The 16,437-nt window shown below is 71.2% G+C and carries 14 protein-coding genes; 6 read left to right on the forward strand and 8 right to left on the reverse strand.

Going from position 1 to position 16,437, the window contains the following annotated elements:
- Positions 1 to 26 precede the first annotated feature (26 nt).
- Complete coding sequence (locus ACFY29_RS15235) at positions 27 to 1,529, forward strand: glycosyltransferase family 87 protein (RefSeq protein WP_386986265.1); 1,503 nt, start codon at positions 27 to 29, stop codon at positions 1,527 to 1,529.
- 43 nt (positions 1,530 to 1,572) lie between these two features.
- Here the strand turns inward: ACFY29_RS15235 and ACFY29_RS15240 are convergent, their stop codons facing one another.
- Both ACFY29_RS15240 and ACFY29_RS15245 read right to left on the reverse strand, forming a co-directional pair.
- Positions 1,573 to 3,870, reverse strand: a complete 2,298-nt coding sequence (locus ACFY29_RS15240) for a hypothetical protein (RefSeq protein WP_386986268.1) — start codon at positions 3,868 to 3,870, stop codon at positions 1,573 to 1,575.
- A complete protein-coding gene (locus tag ACFY29_RS15245) occupies positions 3,867 to 4,649 on the reverse strand; it encodes a deoxyribonuclease IV (RefSeq protein ID WP_386986271.1) in 783 nt (260 codons plus the stop codon). The genes ACFY29_RS15240 and ACFY29_RS15245 overlap by 4 nt, the downstream gene beginning before the upstream one ends.
- A gap of 640 nt (positions 4,650 to 5,289) precedes the next feature.
- Here ACFY29_RS15245 and rpsF point away from each other — a divergent pair.
- The 4 genes from rpsF (at position 5,290) to rplI (ending at position 6,937) form a co-directional block, all read left to right on the forward strand.
- Positions 5,290 to 5,580: a 30S ribosomal protein S6 gene (gene rpsF, locus ACFY29_RS15250; RefSeq protein ID WP_007073791.1), complete on the forward strand. Its 291-nt coding sequence runs from the start codon at positions 5,290 to 5,292 to the stop codon at positions 5,578 to 5,580.
- Between the two features lie 78 nt (positions 5,581 to 5,658).
- Positions 5,659 to 6,195 carry a single-stranded DNA-binding protein gene (locus ACFY29_RS15255; RefSeq protein ID WP_201749186.1) on the forward strand — a complete coding sequence of 179 codons (537 nt, stop codon included), beginning with the start codon at positions 5,659 to 5,661 and terminating at the stop codon, positions 6,193 to 6,195.
- A 41-nt stretch (positions 6,196 to 6,236) separates the two neighbouring features.
- Positions 6,237 to 6,476, forward strand: coding sequence for a 30S ribosomal protein S18 (gene rpsR, locus ACFY29_RS15260; protein WP_013289355.1), 240 nt, complete (start codon positions 6,237 to 6,239; stop codon positions 6,474 to 6,476).
- 14 nt (positions 6,477 to 6,490) lie between these two features.
- On the forward strand, positions 6,491 to 6,937 hold the full coding sequence (rplI, locus tag ACFY29_RS15265; RefSeq protein ID WP_328421961.1) for a 50S ribosomal protein L9: 447 nt from the start codon (positions 6,491 to 6,493) through the stop codon (positions 6,935 to 6,937).
- Positions 6,938 to 7,019: 82 nt separating this feature from the next.
- On the opposite strand, the gene ACFY29_RS15270 is transcribed toward rplI, so the two are convergent.
- The gene (locus ACFY29_RS15270; RefSeq protein ID WP_386986277.1) at positions 7,020 to 8,558 is read right to left on the reverse strand and encodes a hypothetical protein; all 1,539 of its coding nucleotides are present in this window, start codon (positions 8,556 to 8,558) and stop codon (positions 7,020 to 7,022) included.
- 399 nt (positions 8,559 to 8,957) lie between these two features.
- Here ACFY29_RS15270 and dnaB point away from each other — a divergent pair, with 399 nt between their 5' ends.
- Complete coding sequence (dnaB, locus tag ACFY29_RS15275; protein WP_386986280.1) at positions 8,958 to 10,358, forward strand: replicative DNA helicase; 1,401 nt, start codon at positions 8,958 to 8,960, stop codon at positions 10,356 to 10,358.
- A gap of 46 nt (positions 10,359 to 10,404) precedes the next feature.
- On the opposite strand, the gene ACFY29_RS15280 is transcribed toward dnaB, so the two are convergent.
- The 5 genes from ACFY29_RS15280 to ACFY29_RS15300 all read right to left on the reverse strand — a co-directional run bounded on the left by ACFY29_RS15280 (position 10,405) and on the right by ACFY29_RS15300 (position 16,198).
- Positions 10,405 to 11,079 (reverse strand): maleylpyruvate isomerase N-terminal domain-containing protein, encoded by a 675-nt coding sequence (locus tag ACFY29_RS15280; RefSeq protein WP_386986282.1) that lies wholly within the window; start codon positions 11,077 to 11,079, stop codon positions 10,405 to 10,407.
- 112 nt (positions 11,080 to 11,191) lie between these two features.
- Positions 11,192 to 11,581 (reverse strand): zf-TFIIB domain-containing protein, encoded by a 390-nt coding sequence (locus ACFY29_RS15285; RefSeq protein WP_386986285.1) that lies wholly within the window; start codon positions 11,579 to 11,581, stop codon positions 11,192 to 11,194.
- A gap of 19 nt (positions 11,582 to 11,600) precedes the next feature.
- Positions 11,601 to 12,233 carry a phosphoribosyltransferase gene (locus ACFY29_RS15290; protein ID WP_386986288.1) on the reverse strand — a complete coding sequence of 211 codons (633 nt, stop codon included), beginning with the start codon at positions 12,231 to 12,233 and terminating at the stop codon, positions 11,601 to 11,603.
- A gap of 41 nt (positions 12,234 to 12,274) precedes the next feature.
- On the reverse strand, positions 12,275 to 13,627 hold the full coding sequence (locus ACFY29_RS15295) for a glycosyltransferase 87 family protein (protein ID WP_386986793.1): 1,353 nt from the start codon (positions 13,625 to 13,627) through the stop codon (positions 12,275 to 12,277).
- A gap of 42 nt (positions 13,628 to 13,669) precedes the next feature.
- Complete coding sequence (locus ACFY29_RS15300; RefSeq protein ID WP_386986290.1) at positions 13,670 to 16,198, reverse strand: putative bifunctional diguanylate cyclase/phosphodiesterase; 2,529 nt, start codon at positions 16,196 to 16,198, stop codon at positions 13,670 to 13,672.
- Between the last annotated feature and the right edge of the window lie 239 nt (positions 16,199 to 16,437).

The following is a 16,437-nucleotide window of genomic DNA, read 5'->3' on the forward strand; positions in this document are numbered from 1 at the left end:
CCGGTCGTACGGCAGGATGCCTCTTCATGAGCACCCAGTCGACGCCCGGCATCGACGACGCCGGAACCACCGACCACCCGTCCCGCTCCGACGGGTTCGTCCGCGGCATCTCCGGCGTGATCGGCGGGCCGCTGGGCGACCATGCGACGGCGCTGGACCGGCCGGCCGGCGGGGAGCGGCGGTTCTGGACCGCCGTCCGGATCGTGCTGGCGCTGGCCTGCCTCACCCTCGCCCTGCACTGGGTGCAGAAGTCGCCGTGCCAGGACGGCGCCTGGCAGAACAACGAGCAGTACACCCGGTTCTGCTACACCGACGTGCTCGCCCTGTACTACGCCGAAGGGCTCAACGAGGGCAAGGTGCCCTACCGTGACCACCCGGTCGAGTATCCCGTGCTGACCGGGTACTTCATGGGGGCGCTGGGCCTGCCGGTGCACGCCCTCGGCGACGGCGACCCGAGCATCAACCAGGGTCAGTGGTTCTACAACCTCAACGCACTGGTGCTGGGTGCGCTCGCGGTCGCCACCGTGGCGGTGATCCTTGCGCTGCGCCGCCGACGACCCTGGGACGCCGCGCTGTTCGCGCTCGCCCCGGCGCTGCTGCTCACCGCCACCGTCAACTGGGACCTGCTCGCCATCGGGCTGGCCGCGTTCGGCCTGCTGGCCTGGGCTCGGAAACGGCCAGCGTTGGCTGGCGTGCTGCTCGGTCTCGCCGGTGCGGCGAAGCTCTGGCCGTTGTTCATCCTCGGCCCGATCCTGGTGCTGGCATTGCGGGCCGGCCGGCTACGGGCCGCGCTCATCGCGGTCGGCAGCGCCATTGCCGCCCTGGTGCTGGTGAACCTGCCGGCCGCGCTGGCGTACCCGGAGAACTGGGACCGGTTCTTCGAGCTGAACAGCACCCGGCCCATTGACTGGGGAACGCTCTGGTACATCGGGCGCTACCTGGATGGCAAGGTTGGCGGCGACCCCACCCGGCTCGGCCCGTTCGAGTGGCTGAACGTCAACATCCCCACCCTCAACACCATCTCGTACGCCCTCTTCGGGCTGGCCTGCCTCGGCGTGGCTGTCCTGGCGCTGCGCGCGCCACGCCGACCGCGGCTGGCCCAGCTCGCCTTCCTGGTCGTCGCCGCGTTCCTCATCTTCAGCAAGGTCTGGTCCCAGCAGTTCGTGCTGTGGCTGCTGCCGCTGGTGGTGCTGGCCCGGCCGAAGTGGGGCGCCATCCTGGCCTGGCAGTTCGCCGAGATCTGCTACTTCGTCGCCTTCTACGGTGAGCTGCTCGGCGCGGCGACCAGCCGACCAGTGTTCCCGGAGGGTGTGTTCGTGCTGGCATCGACGTTGCGGTTGGCCACCGTGGTGGTGCTCTGCGTGCTGGTCGTCCAGGAGATCCTGCACCCCGAGCGGGACGCGGTACGGGCCACCTATGCCGACGATCCGGACGGCGGCGTGCTCGACGGCGCGCCCGACGAGCCCTGGCTGGATCGATGGCGCCGCCCCGCGAACAAGCCCGCACCCGAGCCGGCCACCACCACCTGATCCGCGCCGGCTCCCCCGCAAACCCGCCCCGTACGCAGCCGCGTCAGAGCCGGTAGACCACCGCGTCGTCGATTTCCTGCCGGGTGATGCCCAGCGACTCGACCGGCGTGTCGATGGTGATCTCCCACGGCGTGCCCGGCACCTGCCCGCGCAGTAGCACCACCGTGCGGACGCCGAGCGTGCGCAGGTAGTCGACGCTGGTCTGGTCGGGGAACGACTGGCTCACCCGGCGAACGTCGTCGAGCTGGCGCGGGGTGAAGCCGCTGCCGCCGTTCACCACGTCCGGGAAGCCGCTGGTCGACCAGAGCATCACATGCTGGTCCAGGCTCTGGTTGCTGGGCAGCACCAGCAGCGGCCCCTCCGCCGTGCGGAGCGCGGCCGGCTGGGTCGGCACCACCGGATGCGGGGTGGTGTTCAAACCCTCGATGGTGACCAGCAGCAGTGGCAACAGGGTGGCCAGCCGCAGCCACGGGCCCGGCCAGGACGGGATCCGCTGCGCGGCCAGCTCGCGGACCCGGTCGGTGAGGGCGGTGACCGCACCCGCCGCGAGCAGGGCGAGCAGCAGCGTGGTCCAGAGCATCAACCGCCCGGGGGTACGCAGCGCGCTCCAGCCCGGCGCGTGCTCGAAGAGCGGGATGTAGGTGAAAGTGCCGTCGAAGAAGCGGGTGCCCATCGCGAAGGCCATGGTCACCAGCACCCCGGCGAGCAGGAGCAGCCGGTGCCGTAGTCGCCAGACCGAGAAGAACAGCCCGCCCGCGGCCAACGCGTAGAGCACGAAGCCGGGCAGCAGGGTCATCTCGGGGTGCCACGGCAGCGCCGCCCGGGCGCCCTCGTGCAGCCCGCCCCAGATCCGCGACTCGGCGGGCGCGGTGACGAAGCCGGACGCCGGCGGAGAGAAGATGCTGATGTCGGCGACCGTGCGCTCGGCGTTCGGGTGCAGCTCGGTCACCTTGAAGAACGGGATCGCCATCAGCAGACCCACCCCGGCGAAGAGCACCCCGCCGACCAGGTCGGCGACGAACAGCCGGCGGCCGAACGGCAGGGCCTGGCCGGTCCGAAGCCGCCGCGCGTAGAAGAGGACGGCGGCGACCACCACCGCGCTGGCCAGGAAGTATGCGAACGGCAGGCCGATGCCGAAGCCGAGGGTGAGCTGCCAGGCCGCCACCAGCCAGCCGGCGTAGACCCAGCCGTCGTGCCGACGCTCGGGTCGGTAGCCGTGCCGCAGCGACCAGCCGTGCCCGCGCGCCAGCATGGCCAACGCCAGAGGAATGCCGCCGTTGGAGAGCACGTGCAGGTGCCCGGCCTGGGCCAGCAACCACGGCGCGTAGGTGTAGGCGACCCCGGCGACCGCGGCGCCGATCCGGCCCGAACCGACCTGCCGGGCGAGCGCGTACGCCCCGAGCGTGGCGAGCGCGTGCGCCAGCACGAACATGATGTTGTAGCGCAGCACCGCGTCCTCGGGACCGCTGCCGAGCATCCCGGCGGGGGCGTAGCCGAGGAGCGTGTCGGAGAACGCGAAGCTCCACAGCTCGGGGAAGAACGTGTTGGACTGCCACAGGTGCGCCGGGTCGGTCAGCAGGATGTGCCCGGACCAGGCCATCTGCCAGGCCTGCAGGCTCGGGTCCCAGTAGTCCTGCGGGAGGGTGTAGCGCGGGTAGCGCAGCGTCGGCCAGGTCATCAGCACGGCCAGCGCCAGCGCGCCCAGGGTGGCCAGGGTCCACTCGTGGATCAGGAACCGGCCGACTGCCCGGGCCGCCCGGCTACGGCGGGTGGCCACCGGCTCCGGCGCGGACGCGAACGCATCCCAACGCTCAGGTCCTACCGGCTTCCCCTCGCCGTCGCCATCTCCCGCCGCCTCGCTCTTCCCGGAGTCGTCCATTTCGGAGGGATCCTTGGCGGCATCCTCCGTGGCGGTCTCGCCCTTGGTGGTCTTGCCCTTAGCGGTCTCGCCCTTGGCGGGATCGGGCTTGGATGCGCCGTCCGTCGCGGTGGCGGCCTTGGCACTGGTGTCGGGAGCGGCGTCCGCCCGCACGTCGTCGTCCTTGGCCGTGTTGTTCTCGGCCACGGCGTCCGAAGGCGCGCTGGCCATGCTGGCCCCGGCGTCCGTGCTGCCGCCCTTGGCCCCGGCGTCCGTGCCGCTGCCCTTGGCCCCGGCGTCCGTGCTGCCGCCCTTGGCCCCGGCGTTGCCGACGGCGGCCGAGGTGGCTGTGTTGGACGCCGTGCCGGCGGTGCGGACGACCGGGGTGGGGGTGCCGGTGGCGGGCGGGGTGGCCGGTCGGATGTGGGTGTCCCCGGTGGGGGTGGGCCGGGCGCTCCCGGTCCCGGGCTGTCCGGTCGTCATGCTGGCGAGCCCAACTGCTGGCGGAGGAAGTCGATGTCGGCGGCCTGACCGGTCACGCCGCCCGGAGTCTCGACGACCACCGGCGCTCCGGCCGCGCGGATCACCGCCACCACCAACTCCGGGTCGATCGTCCCGCCACCCAGGTTGTCGTGCCGGTCCTGGCCGGAGTTGAACGCGCCCTTGGAGTTGTTCGCGTGCACCAGGTCGATCCGCCCGGTGATCGCCTTGATCCGGTCGACCAGGCCGAGCAACTCCTCACCGCCGGCGTACGCGTGGCACGTGTCGAGGCAGAAGCCGACCTCGTGGTCACCGATGGCGTCCCACAGTCGGGCCAGCGCGTCCAACCGGCGGGCGCAGGCGTTGTCGCCGCCGGCGGTGTTCTCGATCAGAACCGGGACGCCGAAGCCGCCGGAGTCGGCCGCGTACGCGAATGTCTTGCGCCAGTTGTCGAAGCCGACGGCCAGGTCGTCCCCGGCGTTGACGTGCCCACCGTGGACGATCACGCCCTTGGCGCCGATCGCGGCGGCGGCGTTCGCGTGCCCGAGCAGCAGCTTGCGGCTGGGGATCCGGATGCGGTTGTTGAGGGTGGCCACGTTGATGACGTACGGCGCGTGTACGTAGAGATCGATCTCGGCCGCGCGTAGCTGCTCTGCGTCCTCCCGCGGCTTGGGCGCCTTCCACCCCTGTGGGTCGGAGAGGAAGAACTGCACGGTGTCGGCGGACCGGGCGGCCGCCTCCGCCAGCGGGTCGGTCGAATCGACGTGGGCTCCGATACGCATGCGAGCGAGCCTACGTCGCGACCCCGACGGGTGGGGCGATGGCCGGTGCGGTGTTGGACGCTGGCCGCGTCACCGGACGGACCGACGATCGTTGATGGGATGGAACCGGCAGTCAGCGCCCGGTACCGCCGTCGGCGCGAGCGCCGCGAACGGCAGCCGGGGCCGACGGACCGACGGCGAGGTCACCCCCGCCGCGCGGCCCGGCGCGGCGGGGGGAGATCCCTCGACACAACAGATTCCGACCGATGAAGAATCTCGGGAATTTGTGCTTTTTCCCCCGACAAGGTACGAGAGCTGTTGTATCGTCAGATAACAACACGATAAAGCTCCGCGGGGCGTCTTCGGTCCAACCTCATCGGTGTGGTCGTTCCTCCCCAGGTCCCACCCAAGGAATGCGGACGGGACGCCCCGCGGCCTCGTTGACGGGGGTCCACCACTGACCGGTGACGGTCGGAACGGTGGGCCCCCGTCGACACGTCCGGGCGCTGGCCCGACCACCCCGGGCATGATCGTCCGGACCGGGTATCCTGGTCAGGTTGTCCGCGTCCGGCCGGGTTCCCCCGGCGCGTGCGGGCAGCGACGCACGACCTCCTGCCACGGAAGGACCGTGGCCGCTTAGCCCACAGGAGGTGAGCACGTCTTGCGTCATTACGAGATCATGGTGATCCTCGACCCCAGCCTCGAGGAACGCACCGTCGCCCCGTCGCTCGACACGTACCTGAACGTGATTCGGACCGCGGGTGGCTCGGTTGAGAAGACCGACGTGTGGGGCCGCCGGCGCCTCGCGTACGAGATCAACAAAAAGGCCGAGGGCATCTACGCCGTCGTCGACCTGCAGGCCACGCCTGCTGCCGTGGCCGAGCTGGACCGTCAGCTCCGGCTCAACGAGTCCGTGCTGCGCACCAAGGTCATCCGGCCGGAGATGCGCTAAGCATTCAACCCGGTTCGCCCGGATCAGCCTCCGCGGCTCTGTCGTACGGCTCTGGGAGCCTGTACGACGAGACGCTGAGTGCGCGAGGAGATGGTCATGGCAGGAGACACCACCATCACGGTCATCGGCAATCTGACCGATGACCCCGAGTTGCGGTTCACCCCGTCCGGTGCGGCGGTCGCCAAGTTCCGGGTCGCTTCGACGCCCCGTTTCATGGACAAGACCACCAACGAGTGGAAGGACGGCGAGCCGCTCTTCCTGGCTTGCACCGTGTGGCGTCAGGCGGCGGAGCACGTCGCCGAGTCGCTGCAGCGGGGCGCCCGCGTGATCGTCTCGGGTCGGCTGCGTCAGCGGTCGTACGAGACCCGCGAGGGTGAGAAGCGCACGGTCATCGAGCTTGAGGTCGACGAGATCGGCCCGTCGCTGCGCTACGCCACGGCGAAGGTGCAGAAAATGTCCCGCTCCGGCGGCGGTGGCGGCGGCTTCGGTGGCGGTGGCGGTGGTGGCAGCCAGGGTGGCGGCGGAGGCAACTTCGACGACCCCTGGGCTTCGGCCGCACCCTCTCCCGCGCGTGCCGGTTCGGGCGGCAACTTCGACGAGGAGCCTCCGTTCTAATGGCGCCGAGCGCCCGCGATCGCAAACCAGGAGCACGTGCAATGGCCAAGGCTGCGGCACTTCGCAAGCCGAAGAAGAAGGTGAACCCGCTCGACAAGGACGGGATCACCTATATCGATTACAAGGACACCGCGCTGCTGCGCAAGTTCATCTCCGATCGCGGCAAGATCCGCGCTCGGCGGGTGACCGGCGTGACCTCGCAGCAGCAGCGGCAGATCGCCCGTGCGGTCAAGAACGCCCGTGAGATGGCGCTCCTGCCGTACACGGCTACCACCCGCTGAGAGGAGGCACCGATATGAAGATCATCCTGACTCAGGAAGTGTCCGGCCTCGGTGCCCCGGGCGACATCGTCGAGGTCAAGGACGGCTACGGCCGTAACTACCTGCTGCCGCAGGGCTTCGCGATCGCCTGGACCAAGGGCGCGGAAAAGCAGGTCACGGTCATCAAGCGAGCCCGCGGGGCCCGCGAGATCCGCGACCTCGACCACGCCAACGAGGTCAAGGGTCAGCTCGAGGGTCTCAAGGTCAGCCTGAAGGCCCGCGCCGGCGACGGCGGGCGGCTCTTCGGCTCGGTCACTCCGGCCGAGATCGTCGACGCCGTCAAGGCTTCCGGCGGCCCGGTCCTCGATCGGCGCCGGCTGGAGGTGCCCGGTCACATCAAGTCGACCGGCAGCTACCCGGTGAAGATCAAGCTGCACCCCGAGGTGACCGCGTCGTTCAACCTGAACGTCGTTCAGGGCTGACGCCAGCGACACCACCACGAAGGCCCGTACCGAGCGATCGGTACGGGCCTTCGTGCGTACGCGTCGTGGCACCCGCGCCTGGTCAGCCGATCGGCTGACCGGTCACCGCGCTGATCAGTACCGTGGAGAGACCGCCGCCCACCACCGCGGCGGCGACCGCGATGGTCGCCGAGCGCCACGTGGTGCCGACCCGACGCAGCAGCGCCGCCACCACCAGGCTGCTCACCAGCGCCAACCCGAAGCGCGGCGAGCCGGCGAGCAGTGACTCCAACGCGCGCGACCGGGGCGAGTCGCACCCACCCCCACTGATGTCGGTGACACAGCCGGCCGGCGCCTGGCCGTCCAGAGTCAACAGCCAGACGAAGATCAGCATCGCCGGCACGAGGTAACAGGCCGCGGTGTACAGCATCGGCCGGAAGGGCCCACCCGGATCCGGGTCGAGCAGGTCGTCCTCCAGGCGCCGAGCCCACGCGCCCGAGGCCGCCGACTCGACCCGCCGACGTACCGATGCCGTGCCGACCGGTGGCTGGTCCGCCCGACGCCGTGGACCACCACCACGCGGTACGGGCGCGCTGCGCGGGCGCGGAGCGGTGTACCCGACCACCGGAGACCGGGGTGCCGACGTCGCCGGATCCATCCACCGGGGGTCATCACCAGCCAGTCGGGTGCCGGACCAGAACCCTTCGGCCCGGCTCGGCCAACCCTCCGCCGCCACCGACCGGTCGGAGCGTGGCGGCAGCGTCCGATCCCACTGGTCGTCCTCGATTGCGGACCGCTCCCATTGACCGGTGCGGTCGGACCGCTCCCAACCACCGATGCTCTCCGCCTGCGACCACTGCCCGCTCAGGTCCGTGTCGTCCGCACCGGCAGCCGGCGGCCACGCGTGCACGCCCGAGGCGTCCCACGGGTCCACCGCTGGCGCGTACGACGGCTCGGGCTCGACCGCCCGCTCGGGCCCCCGCTCCCACGGGTCGACCGCCGGCCGGGACCAGGACTCCTCCGCGGCCCGGCGGCTGCGCCGGGTGGGCCGGTCCGCATCCCATCGGGGCGCTGGCTCGGCCGGAGCGGCCTCCAGATCACCGCCGGACCAGATCACCTGGGGACGGCCGGCGGGCGCACGGCGGGGACGGCGGTCCGGGACCGCGCCGGAGACCGGCTCCTCCTCCGCCGCCGAATTGGCGCGCCGACGGCCGGCGTACCCCTGCTCCTGCGGACGGTCGAGCGTCCACTCCTGGGTGTGATCCGAATCGGTTGCCGCACCGATCGCCGGCCGCTCCCGCCAACTCGTCTCGCTGACCCGTCGCCGGCTGCTCGTCGTCTCGGTGGCTCGCCAACCGGCCCCGGAACCCGGTCGCTCGGGCTCGACCTCGTCGTCCGGCGCGGCGTGCCGGCCAGCGCCGTCCGCGTGCCGGACCCCCGACTCCAGCGCCCACCGGGGCAGGTAGGCGTCCACCGGCTCATCCTGCCCACGGTCCAACGCGCGCCGCCGACTGGAGGTGCGATAGCGCCCGTCCTCGTCGTACGGGTCGACCGGAAGTGGCGGCGCGGGCTCACCCCACGAGGTGGTCGGCTGGCGCTCGCGCGGGCTGCCCTCCCCGCGCTCCCAGTCCCGGTAACTCACGGCCGGAGTGTGACCCTTCTGAACCGAAAGCGGAATCCGCTGTCCAGGTGAAGCCGTTCGCTGGAGATAGTACGGGACGATCGTGTCACAGGCCCGACCGAAATATTCTCCTCCACAGGCTGGGGATCATGTAACCCCAGGTCAGTGAGGTGTGGCCGAGAATTCCCCAACAGTTGTCCACAGCCTGTGCACACGCTGCGCACATGCTTGCCCACCAGCATCCACAGGTTGTCCCGAGGCTCGTCCACCGGCGTTGTTGAGTCTCTGACCTCGGGGTCCGTATGGTTGGCCCTCGACCGCCGGCGTGATGCCCCCCCGATCGACCGGCCTGGTCGGACGGAAATGTCGTACCCCGGCGATAGAGCTGGGATCGGATCCGGCGCAGTGGAGGGGGGACCCGTGTCGGTCACCGACGACATGCGGGCGGAGCCACGCTCCGGCGGCCAGCCGCCTGCGCAGCGAGACGGCCAGTTCGACAAGACCCCGCCGCAGGATGTCGCGGCCGAGCAGTGCGTCCTCGGCGGCATGCTGCTCTCCAAGGACGCCATCGCCGACGTCGTCGAGATCCTCAAGACCAACGACTTCTACCGGCCCGTGCACGCCACCATCTTCGACATCATCCTGGACATCTACGGGCGGGGTGAGCCGGCTGACCCGATCACGGTGGCGGCCGCACTGACCGACTCGGGCGACCTGGCCCGCATCGGCGGCGCGCCCTACCTGCACACCCTCATCGCCAGCGTGCCCACCGCCGCGAACGCCGCGTACTACGCGCGGATCGTCAGCGAGCGGGCGGTGCTGCGCCGGCTGGTCGAGGCCGGCACCAAGATCGTGCAGCTCGGCTACGGGACGGCCAACGGCGGCAGTCGCGACGTCGACGACGTCGTGGACCTCGCCCAGCAGGCCGTCTACGACGTCACCGAACGTCGGGTCAGCGAGGACTTCGCGGTACTGGCCGACATGTTGCAGCCCACGCTCGACGAGATCGAGGCCGTGGGGGCGCAGGGCGGGATGATGACCGGCGTTCCGACCGGCTTCACCGACCTGGACCGGCTGCTCAACGGCTTGCACGCCGGTCAGTTGATCATCGTGGCGGGTAGGCCCGGTTTGGGTAAGAGCACGGCAAGTATGGACTTTGCCCGACACGCTGCTATCCGCGCCAACCAGGCGGCCGCCATCTTCTCGCTGGAAATGAGCAAGGTCGAGATCGTCATGCGACTGCTCTCCGCCGAGGCACGGGTTCCGCTGCACGTGCTGCGCAGCGGGCAGCTCTCCGACGACGACTGGACCAAGCTGGCCCGGTGCATGGGCGAGATCAGCGAGGCACCGCTCTTCGTCGACGACACGCCGAGCATGAACCTGATGGAGATCCGGGCCAAGGCCCGCCGGCTCAAGCAGCGACACGACCTCAAGATGATCGTGGTCGACTATCTCCAGCTGATGACGTCGCCGAAGCGCACCGAGAGCCGGCAGCAGGAGGTCGCGGACCTCTCCCGTGGCCTGAAGCTGCTGGCCAAGGAGGTCGAGTGCCCGGTCATCGCGGTCAGTCAGCTGAACCGTGGCCCCGAGCAGCGCACCGACAAGCGGCCTCAGTTGTCCGATCTGCGTGAATCGGGATCAATTGAGCAGGATGCGGACGTTGTGATCCTGCTGCACCGCGACGACTACTACGACAAGGAGTCGCCGCGTGCGGGCGAGGCGGATTTCATCATCGCCAAGCACCGGAACGGCCCCACCGACACGGTGACTGTCGCAGCCCAGCTGCACCTGTCCCGCTTCGTCGACATGGCCATCGTCTGAGTCGGCATGGTCATCGTCTGATCAGCGCGGCACATCCCCGCGGCGATCAGCCGAGCAGCGGAAACCAGCCGGCCGACTCGCCCAGCTCCAACCGGTCCCGATCGGTGAGCGGGAGCCGGCCGGTGGCCTTCAGCAGGAACTCGTGGTCGTCCCAGCCGGTGGGGCGCACTGTGTCGTCGCTCAGCAGGCCGTCCACGGCGGTCACCGCGACCCGTACCGCCAGTGGGCCGGGCGGCGCGCCGGGCAGTTCCGGCGTCAGGTCCAGGTGGTGCACGACGGCCTCGGTGGTCAGGGTGGCGAGGAAATCCGGTACGCGCAGCACGTGGCCCTGTGTGGCCACGTACCCCGTCGGGTCGGCCGCCCTGGCGGCCCGGACCGCCGCCGGGGCGGTCTCCGCCCAGAGTTGGACGATCCCGGTCGGCCGGTCGAAGGCGGCGGCCGATCGGCGGACCCACCAGGCGTGCCGGCCGTCGTCACCGCCGCCAGCGGGCAAGCCGCGCCAGTAGCTCACGTCGTCCACGTCGGCGGGGCCGGCGGCGGGACTGGCCAGTGCGACCAGGGCTCGCTGCGCGTCGCCGAGCAGATGGAAGAGCAGGTCCGCGACGAGCCAGCCCCGACAGCGGGTGGGTCGTTGCAGGTCCGCGTCGTCCCGGCCGTCGACCACGGCGGTGATCCCGTCGTACGCCTGAGCCAGCGCCTCGTCCGGCTGGATCGCGGTCATGCGATGCAGCCTCGCACGGACCCTCCCGCCCGCCAACCGTTGGCGACGGTGGCGGTGGGCGATGCGCCCGGGCCGACCCGTGGATCGGCCCGGGCGGATTGACGGTCTCGGCTCAGCCGAACATCTCGTCGAGGAAGCCCTTGCGCTTCTTCTGCCGGTAGTGACCGTGGTAGCCCTGGTGCTGCGGACCGTGACCGCCGTACGCCGGGGCCGGCGGGTAGCCGTGAGCGGGCGGGGGCGGCGGCGGGGGAACGGCACCATAGCCGGGCTGGTGCTGCGCCGGGGCGTGCGGCGGCGGGTAGCCGCCCGGCTGCTGAGCGGGCTGCGGCGGGGCGCCGCCGGCCTGCTGGCGGCTCCAGTTGGCCTCCGCCTCGAACAGCTTCTCCAACTCGCCGCGGTCGAGGAAGATGCCTCGGCACTCCCCGCACTGGTCGATGACGACGCCGCTGCGCTCGTACTGACGCATTTCTCCATGACACTTGGGACAGGTGAGACTCATCATCCGAAGGTACCCGGTCGAGTCACGCGGTCGCGGTAAGCGACTCGATCACCTCGTCGTCGGACACCTCGTGGAAGTCCTCGAAGTAGACGCTCACCGCGCCGAAATCAGGCGGGCGCTGGGCGCAGACGACCTGGTCGGCCTCGGCGGCCAGCAGTTCGTACGCCTCCTGCGCGCCGACCGGAACCGCGACCACCACCCGGCGGGCCCCGAGGTGGCGCGCGACCTCCACGGCGGCTCGCGCGGTCGCGCCGGTGGCCAGCCCGTCGTCGACGATCACCGCGATCCGTCCGGTGAGGTCCAGCGGTGGGCGACCGCCCCGATAGAGCCGCTCCCGGCGCTCCAACTCGGCCTGTTCCCGCTGACTGACCTCGGCGATGTCCTCGCTGCTGAGCCGGCCGGCCACCGCGTCGTTGAGCACCTGCACGCCGCCCGGGCCGAGCGCACCGAACGCGACCTCCCGGGCCCACGGCATGCCGAGTTTGCGGACCACCAGCACGTCCAGGGGCGCGCCGAGCCGTTCGGCGACGACCCGGGCCACCGGTACGCCGCCGCGGACCAGACCGAGGACGACGACGTCCGGTTCGCCGATCAGTGCGGTGAGCCGCTCGGCGAGCACCCGGCCCGCCTCGGCCCGGTCGCGGTAGGTGGTCATGCCTTCAGGTCTACGCCCTGCCGCGTCGTTCTGCCCGGCAGTTACGCCGAAGTGGTCCGACCGGACAGTTCACCGGGCAGCGGGACGGTGGCCGCGTCGGGCTCGCGGTGCAGGGCGGGCGCCCAGGTGAGCAGGGCCAGCGGGTACAGCAGGTAGCCGAACCGGGTCGTGGGCATCAGGGCGATCGCGACGAGCAGTCCGTACCCGCAGATCAGCGCTGTGGCGACGGCGGTGCGGGGCGGACGGCGGGCGAGCCGGACGGCGATGGCCAGGCCGGCCGCGACCAGCAGCGCGGCGGCGATCAGCCGGCCGGCGGGCAGCCCGGTGGCGATCAGGTAACCGGGGAACGGGGACTGCGCGGGGCTGGTGACCAGGCCGTGGCCGAGCGGGAAGCGCAGCACGTTCTCGGTCAGCGCGTCGTGGTCGACCAGGAGGGCGGGGATCAGCGCCGCGACGGGCAGCCCGATCGCGCCGGCGGCGACCCGGGTGCCGGCCCGCCGGGTCAGCCCCCAGACGATCAGGACCAGGGCGACCGGCCAGGCGAACAGCTTCAGCGCGCCGGCCAGGCCGACCGCGAGGCCGGCCCGGCCGGGGCGGTCAGCGGCGGCGAGCGCGAGGGCCAGCAGGCAGAGCGCGAGTACGGGCAGGTCGTCGCCGCCGGTGGCGAGGGTGAGTGCGCAGATCGGCAGGACGGTGGCGGCCTGCACACCTCGCAGCAGCGCGGCATCCCGCCGGTGAGCCGTGTCGGCGGAGGTGGCCGGTTGTGCCCGGCGGGCGGTGGTTGGCGCGGCGCGCAGTGCGGCAACCGCCAGGGCGAGCGCCAGCGCGGTGCCCACCGCGAACCAGACCCGGGCGTCGGTCCACCAGGTGTCGACCAGGGCCCTGGGCAGGCCGAACATCGCCATGCCCGGCTGGTACGGGGTGTAGCCGAGCAGTTGCTCGCCGGGCGGTAGGGCGGCTATCGAGTCGGGTCCGAGGTAGGGGGTGCCGTGCTCCAGCAGGCGGTTGCCAGCCTGCTCCACGACCAGCACCTCCTCCTGCGCCCGGTCAGTGCGTCCGGTGGCCCGCTCGATGCTCTGCCACAGCAGAGGCAGCAGCGCAGCGCTCACCCAGGCGAACCCGGTGACCGCCCAGCGGGCCGGCAGACCTACCAGCCGGGAGGCAGGGGTGCGCCGGCGCAGCAGGAGTTGAACGCCCACCGCCACCGCCGCGACCAGGTAACCCACAGCGGCGACCCCGCCCCAGGCGCGGTGCGGCAGCAGCGTCGAGGTGGCCGCGGTGATCGCGGCGAAGCCGGCCGAGACGGCGTAAAGGCCAAGGTCGAGAGCGAGACCGTCGGCGGCGGAGTCGACCCTGCGCCAGTGACGACGGAGGGCGGTCGGGGCGTCGGCGATCACGCGCGCCAGTCTGGCAGACCACCCTGGCCGGCCGTCGGGTCAGGCGGGGAGGTGCGGAACGCGGTCGGGTCGGCCGCGGCCGTTCTGGCGGCGGGTCTGGCTCAGTCGGATCACCGCGCCGGCGTCGTGCAGGGGCGGTGCGAGGGTGCCCGGGCGTCCACCCGAGCCGCGCTGCAATGCGGCGAGCAGGGTGCCGGCCGGCATCGGCCGGGCGAACAGGTGCCCCTGGCCAGCGGCACAGCCCAGCTCCCAGAGGGCCCGCCGCTGCGGCTCGCTCTCCACCCCCTCGGCCACCACGTCGAGGTCGAGGCTGCGGCCCAGGTCGAGGGTGGAGCGGATGACGGCGGCGGCCTCCGCCGAGCTCTCCATCGTCGTCACGAAGCTTCGATCGATCTTCAGCTCATGCACGGGGATCCGGGAGAGCAGGGAGAGTGAGGAGTAGCCGGTGCCGAAGTCGTCCAGCGCCAGCCGGACGCCCTCTTCGCGCAGCCGGCTCAGCACCCGGTCGACCACGTCGAGCTGGCTGAGCGTCAACGTCTCGGTCAACTCCAGCACCAGCCGGTCCGGCGGCAGGTCGTGGGCGCGCAGGCGGGCCAGCACCGAGCCGGGGAACCGCGCGTCGAGGAGGCTGCGCGGGGACACGTTGACCGCGACCGGCACATCGAAGCCAGCGTCGCGCCAGCTGGCCGCCGCGATCAGTGCCTGGTCGAGGATCGCCTCGGCGAAGGCCGGTAGCAGACCCGAGCGCTCCACCGCCTCCAGGAAACGCAGCGGATCGATCATGCCGTGGGTGGGGTGGTGCCAGCGGGCCAGCGCCTCAACGCTGGTCACCTCGCCGGTGCCCAGGTCGACGATCGGTTGGAAGTTGACGACGAACTCGTGGTCGGCGACCGCCCGCGGCAGGTCACCGCCGAGGGTGAGGCGGCCCAGGTCGGCCGTGTCCCGGGTGGGGGCGTACGTGGAGATCCGTTGCCCGGCCCGCTTCGCCTGGTACATCGCCACGTCGGCGCGGCGCAGTAGCTCGGCCATGCCGCCGCTGGCCGGGGCGGCGGAGATCCCGCCGCTGGCCTCGACGCTGATCCGCATGCCGTCCAGCTCGAACGGCTCGTGCAACGTGGCGAGCAGCGCCTCGGCCCGGTGCGCGGCCACCGCCGGGGCCGGCAGCCCGCGCAGGAGGACGGCGAACTCGTCGCCGCCGAGGCGGGCCACCAGGTCGCCACCCTGGGCGGCGCCCCGCAGCCGTTCGGCGACCTGCACCAGCACCTGGTCGCCGGCGGCGTGCCCGAGCGTGTCGTTGACCTCCTTGAAGTGGTTGAGGTCGATCAGCACGAGCGCGGTCACACCGTCGGCGTGCCGGGCGCTCAAATGCTCGGTGCCCTGGTCGAGCAGATGCCGCCGGTTGGCCAGGCCGGTCAGCGCGTCGTGCGCGGCCGCGTACGCGTGTTCGTCGGCAACCCGGGCCAGCTCGGCGTACGCCTGGGCGTTGCGAACCGCCGTACAGAGCGCGGAGGCGAAGGTCCGCAGGGTGTACTGCTCCCGCTCGGAGAGCTGCACCGGGCCACGGAAGCGCAGCCGCAGCACGCCGACGTCGGCTGAGCGGTCGTGCCCCTCCAGCGGCGTGGGGACGATGGTGCCGTCCACGTCGGTGGGGGTGCCGCTCGGGCCGTCGAAGGTGATGCCGCCGGTGCCGCCGCGTACGGTGCGGCCGCCGTCGCGCAGCTCGATCTCGACCTCGTCGGCGGAGAACAGCTCGGCGGCCTGGGTGACGGCGGTGGTGAGAACGTTGTCGAGGTCGACCACGTTGAGCGCGTCGGTGGTGCGGGCGAGGCGCTGCCACGCCTGCTGCTCGGTCCTGGAACGGATTCTCGTGGAGTAGGCCAGGTGCAGGCTGAGCACGAGCGGCGGAACGGCCACCAGGAGTCGTGGGTCCGCCCGAAGGAGGAGCAGGGTGCAGACGGCGACGAGGAACCGCAGCGCCGAACCGACGCCCCGCAGGTCCCAGTTGGCCCGGAACTGCTGACGAACGCTGCTACCGGACGCTATCGCGATGACCGGGATCGCGATGATCTCGTCGAGCAGTGTGGCGGTCAGGTATGCGAGGGCTACCGGGCCGACAAGGTCGATGAGTCTCGAGGGGGGCCATGCCCAGTCCAGCGCCACGAGGGTCAGCCCGGCACCGGCGGCGACGAGGGCGTTCTTCCCGATGCTGAACGCCATTTTGATCGTCGGTAGACGCAGGACCGCGAAAGCCACTGCCACCCCAGCTGCCGTGCACAGCACGACCCAGGACGCCGGAGCGACTGCCACCCCGACGACGATCGCCGCCTCATTCCAGGTGATCGAGTGTGTGGTCGATCGGATTCTCACCCTTGCCTTGACCATGGTGGCAACGGCGATCATGGAGATGAGTGCTACGACGGTGGCGACTTCGTTAACGGTTGCCGGTGGATCGGAGAAAGCTCCCACCAGGGACAGCGCACAGACCGCCGCAGCCGTAACGACGATGACGCCAATGATCAGAGTCAGTCGTCGATGATCTTCTTGGTCGTGTTGCGCTTGGGAAGGCATGCCGCTCCCGAGGGTGCCCGGTTCGCTCCTGGCACCGTAGCGCACGACGAAGGGCCAGCGGCAGGCCCGCTCGTTGTCACATCCACTCGTTGCCGCGCATGACTACCTCCCGAGCATTCAGGCATTAGTAGCGACTCAGGGATTCGCCATTAATGCACCGACTTGCTGACGGGGATAGCCTAGTGGAGATATAACCCGGTACAGGCTGTCATATGTCTCTATGCGCAACATTAGCCAAC

The sequence above is a fragment of the Micromonospora sp. NPDC000668 genome (genome assembly GCF_042897975.1).
Lineage (GTDB): Bacteria > Actinomycetota > Actinomycetes > Mycobacteriales > Micromonosporaceae > Micromonospora.

Bases quoted from the DNA above. Each gene is read 5' to 3' on its own strand.
- ACFY29_RS15240 (WP_386986268.1), bottom strand. From the start codon at position 3,870: ATGACGACCGGACAGCCCGGGACCGGGAGCGCCCGGCCCACCCCCACC.
- rpsR (WP_013289355.1), top strand. From the start codon at position 6,237: ATGGCCAAGGCTGCGGCACTTCGCAAGCCGAAGAAGAAGGTGAACCCG.
- ACFY29_RS15245 (WP_386986271.1), bottom strand. From the start codon at position 4,649: ATGCGTATCGGAGCCCACGTCGATTCGACCGACCCGCTGGCGGAGGCG.
- rplI (WP_328421961.1), top strand. From the start codon at position 6,491: ATGAAGATCATCCTGACTCAGGAAGTGTCCGGCCTCGGTGCCCCGGGC.
- ACFY29_RS15285 (WP_386986285.1), bottom strand. From the start codon at position 11,581: ATGATGAGTCTCACCTGTCCCAAGTGTCATGGAGAAATGCGTCAGTAC.
- ACFY29_RS15290 (WP_386986288.1), bottom strand. From the start codon at position 12,233: ATGACCACCTACCGCGACCGGGCCGAGGCGGGCCGGGTGCTCGCCGAG.
- ACFY29_RS15235 (WP_386986265.1), top strand. From the start codon at position 27: ATGAGCACCCAGTCGACGCCCGGCATCGACGACGCCGGAACCACCGAC.
- ACFY29_RS15300 (WP_386986290.1), bottom strand. From the start codon at position 16,198: ATGCCTTCCCAAGCGCAACACGACCAAGAAGATCATCGACGACTGACT.
- ACFY29_RS15280 (WP_386986282.1), bottom strand. From the start codon at position 11,079: ATGACCGCGATCCAGCCGGACGAGGCGCTGGCTCAGGCGTACGACGGG.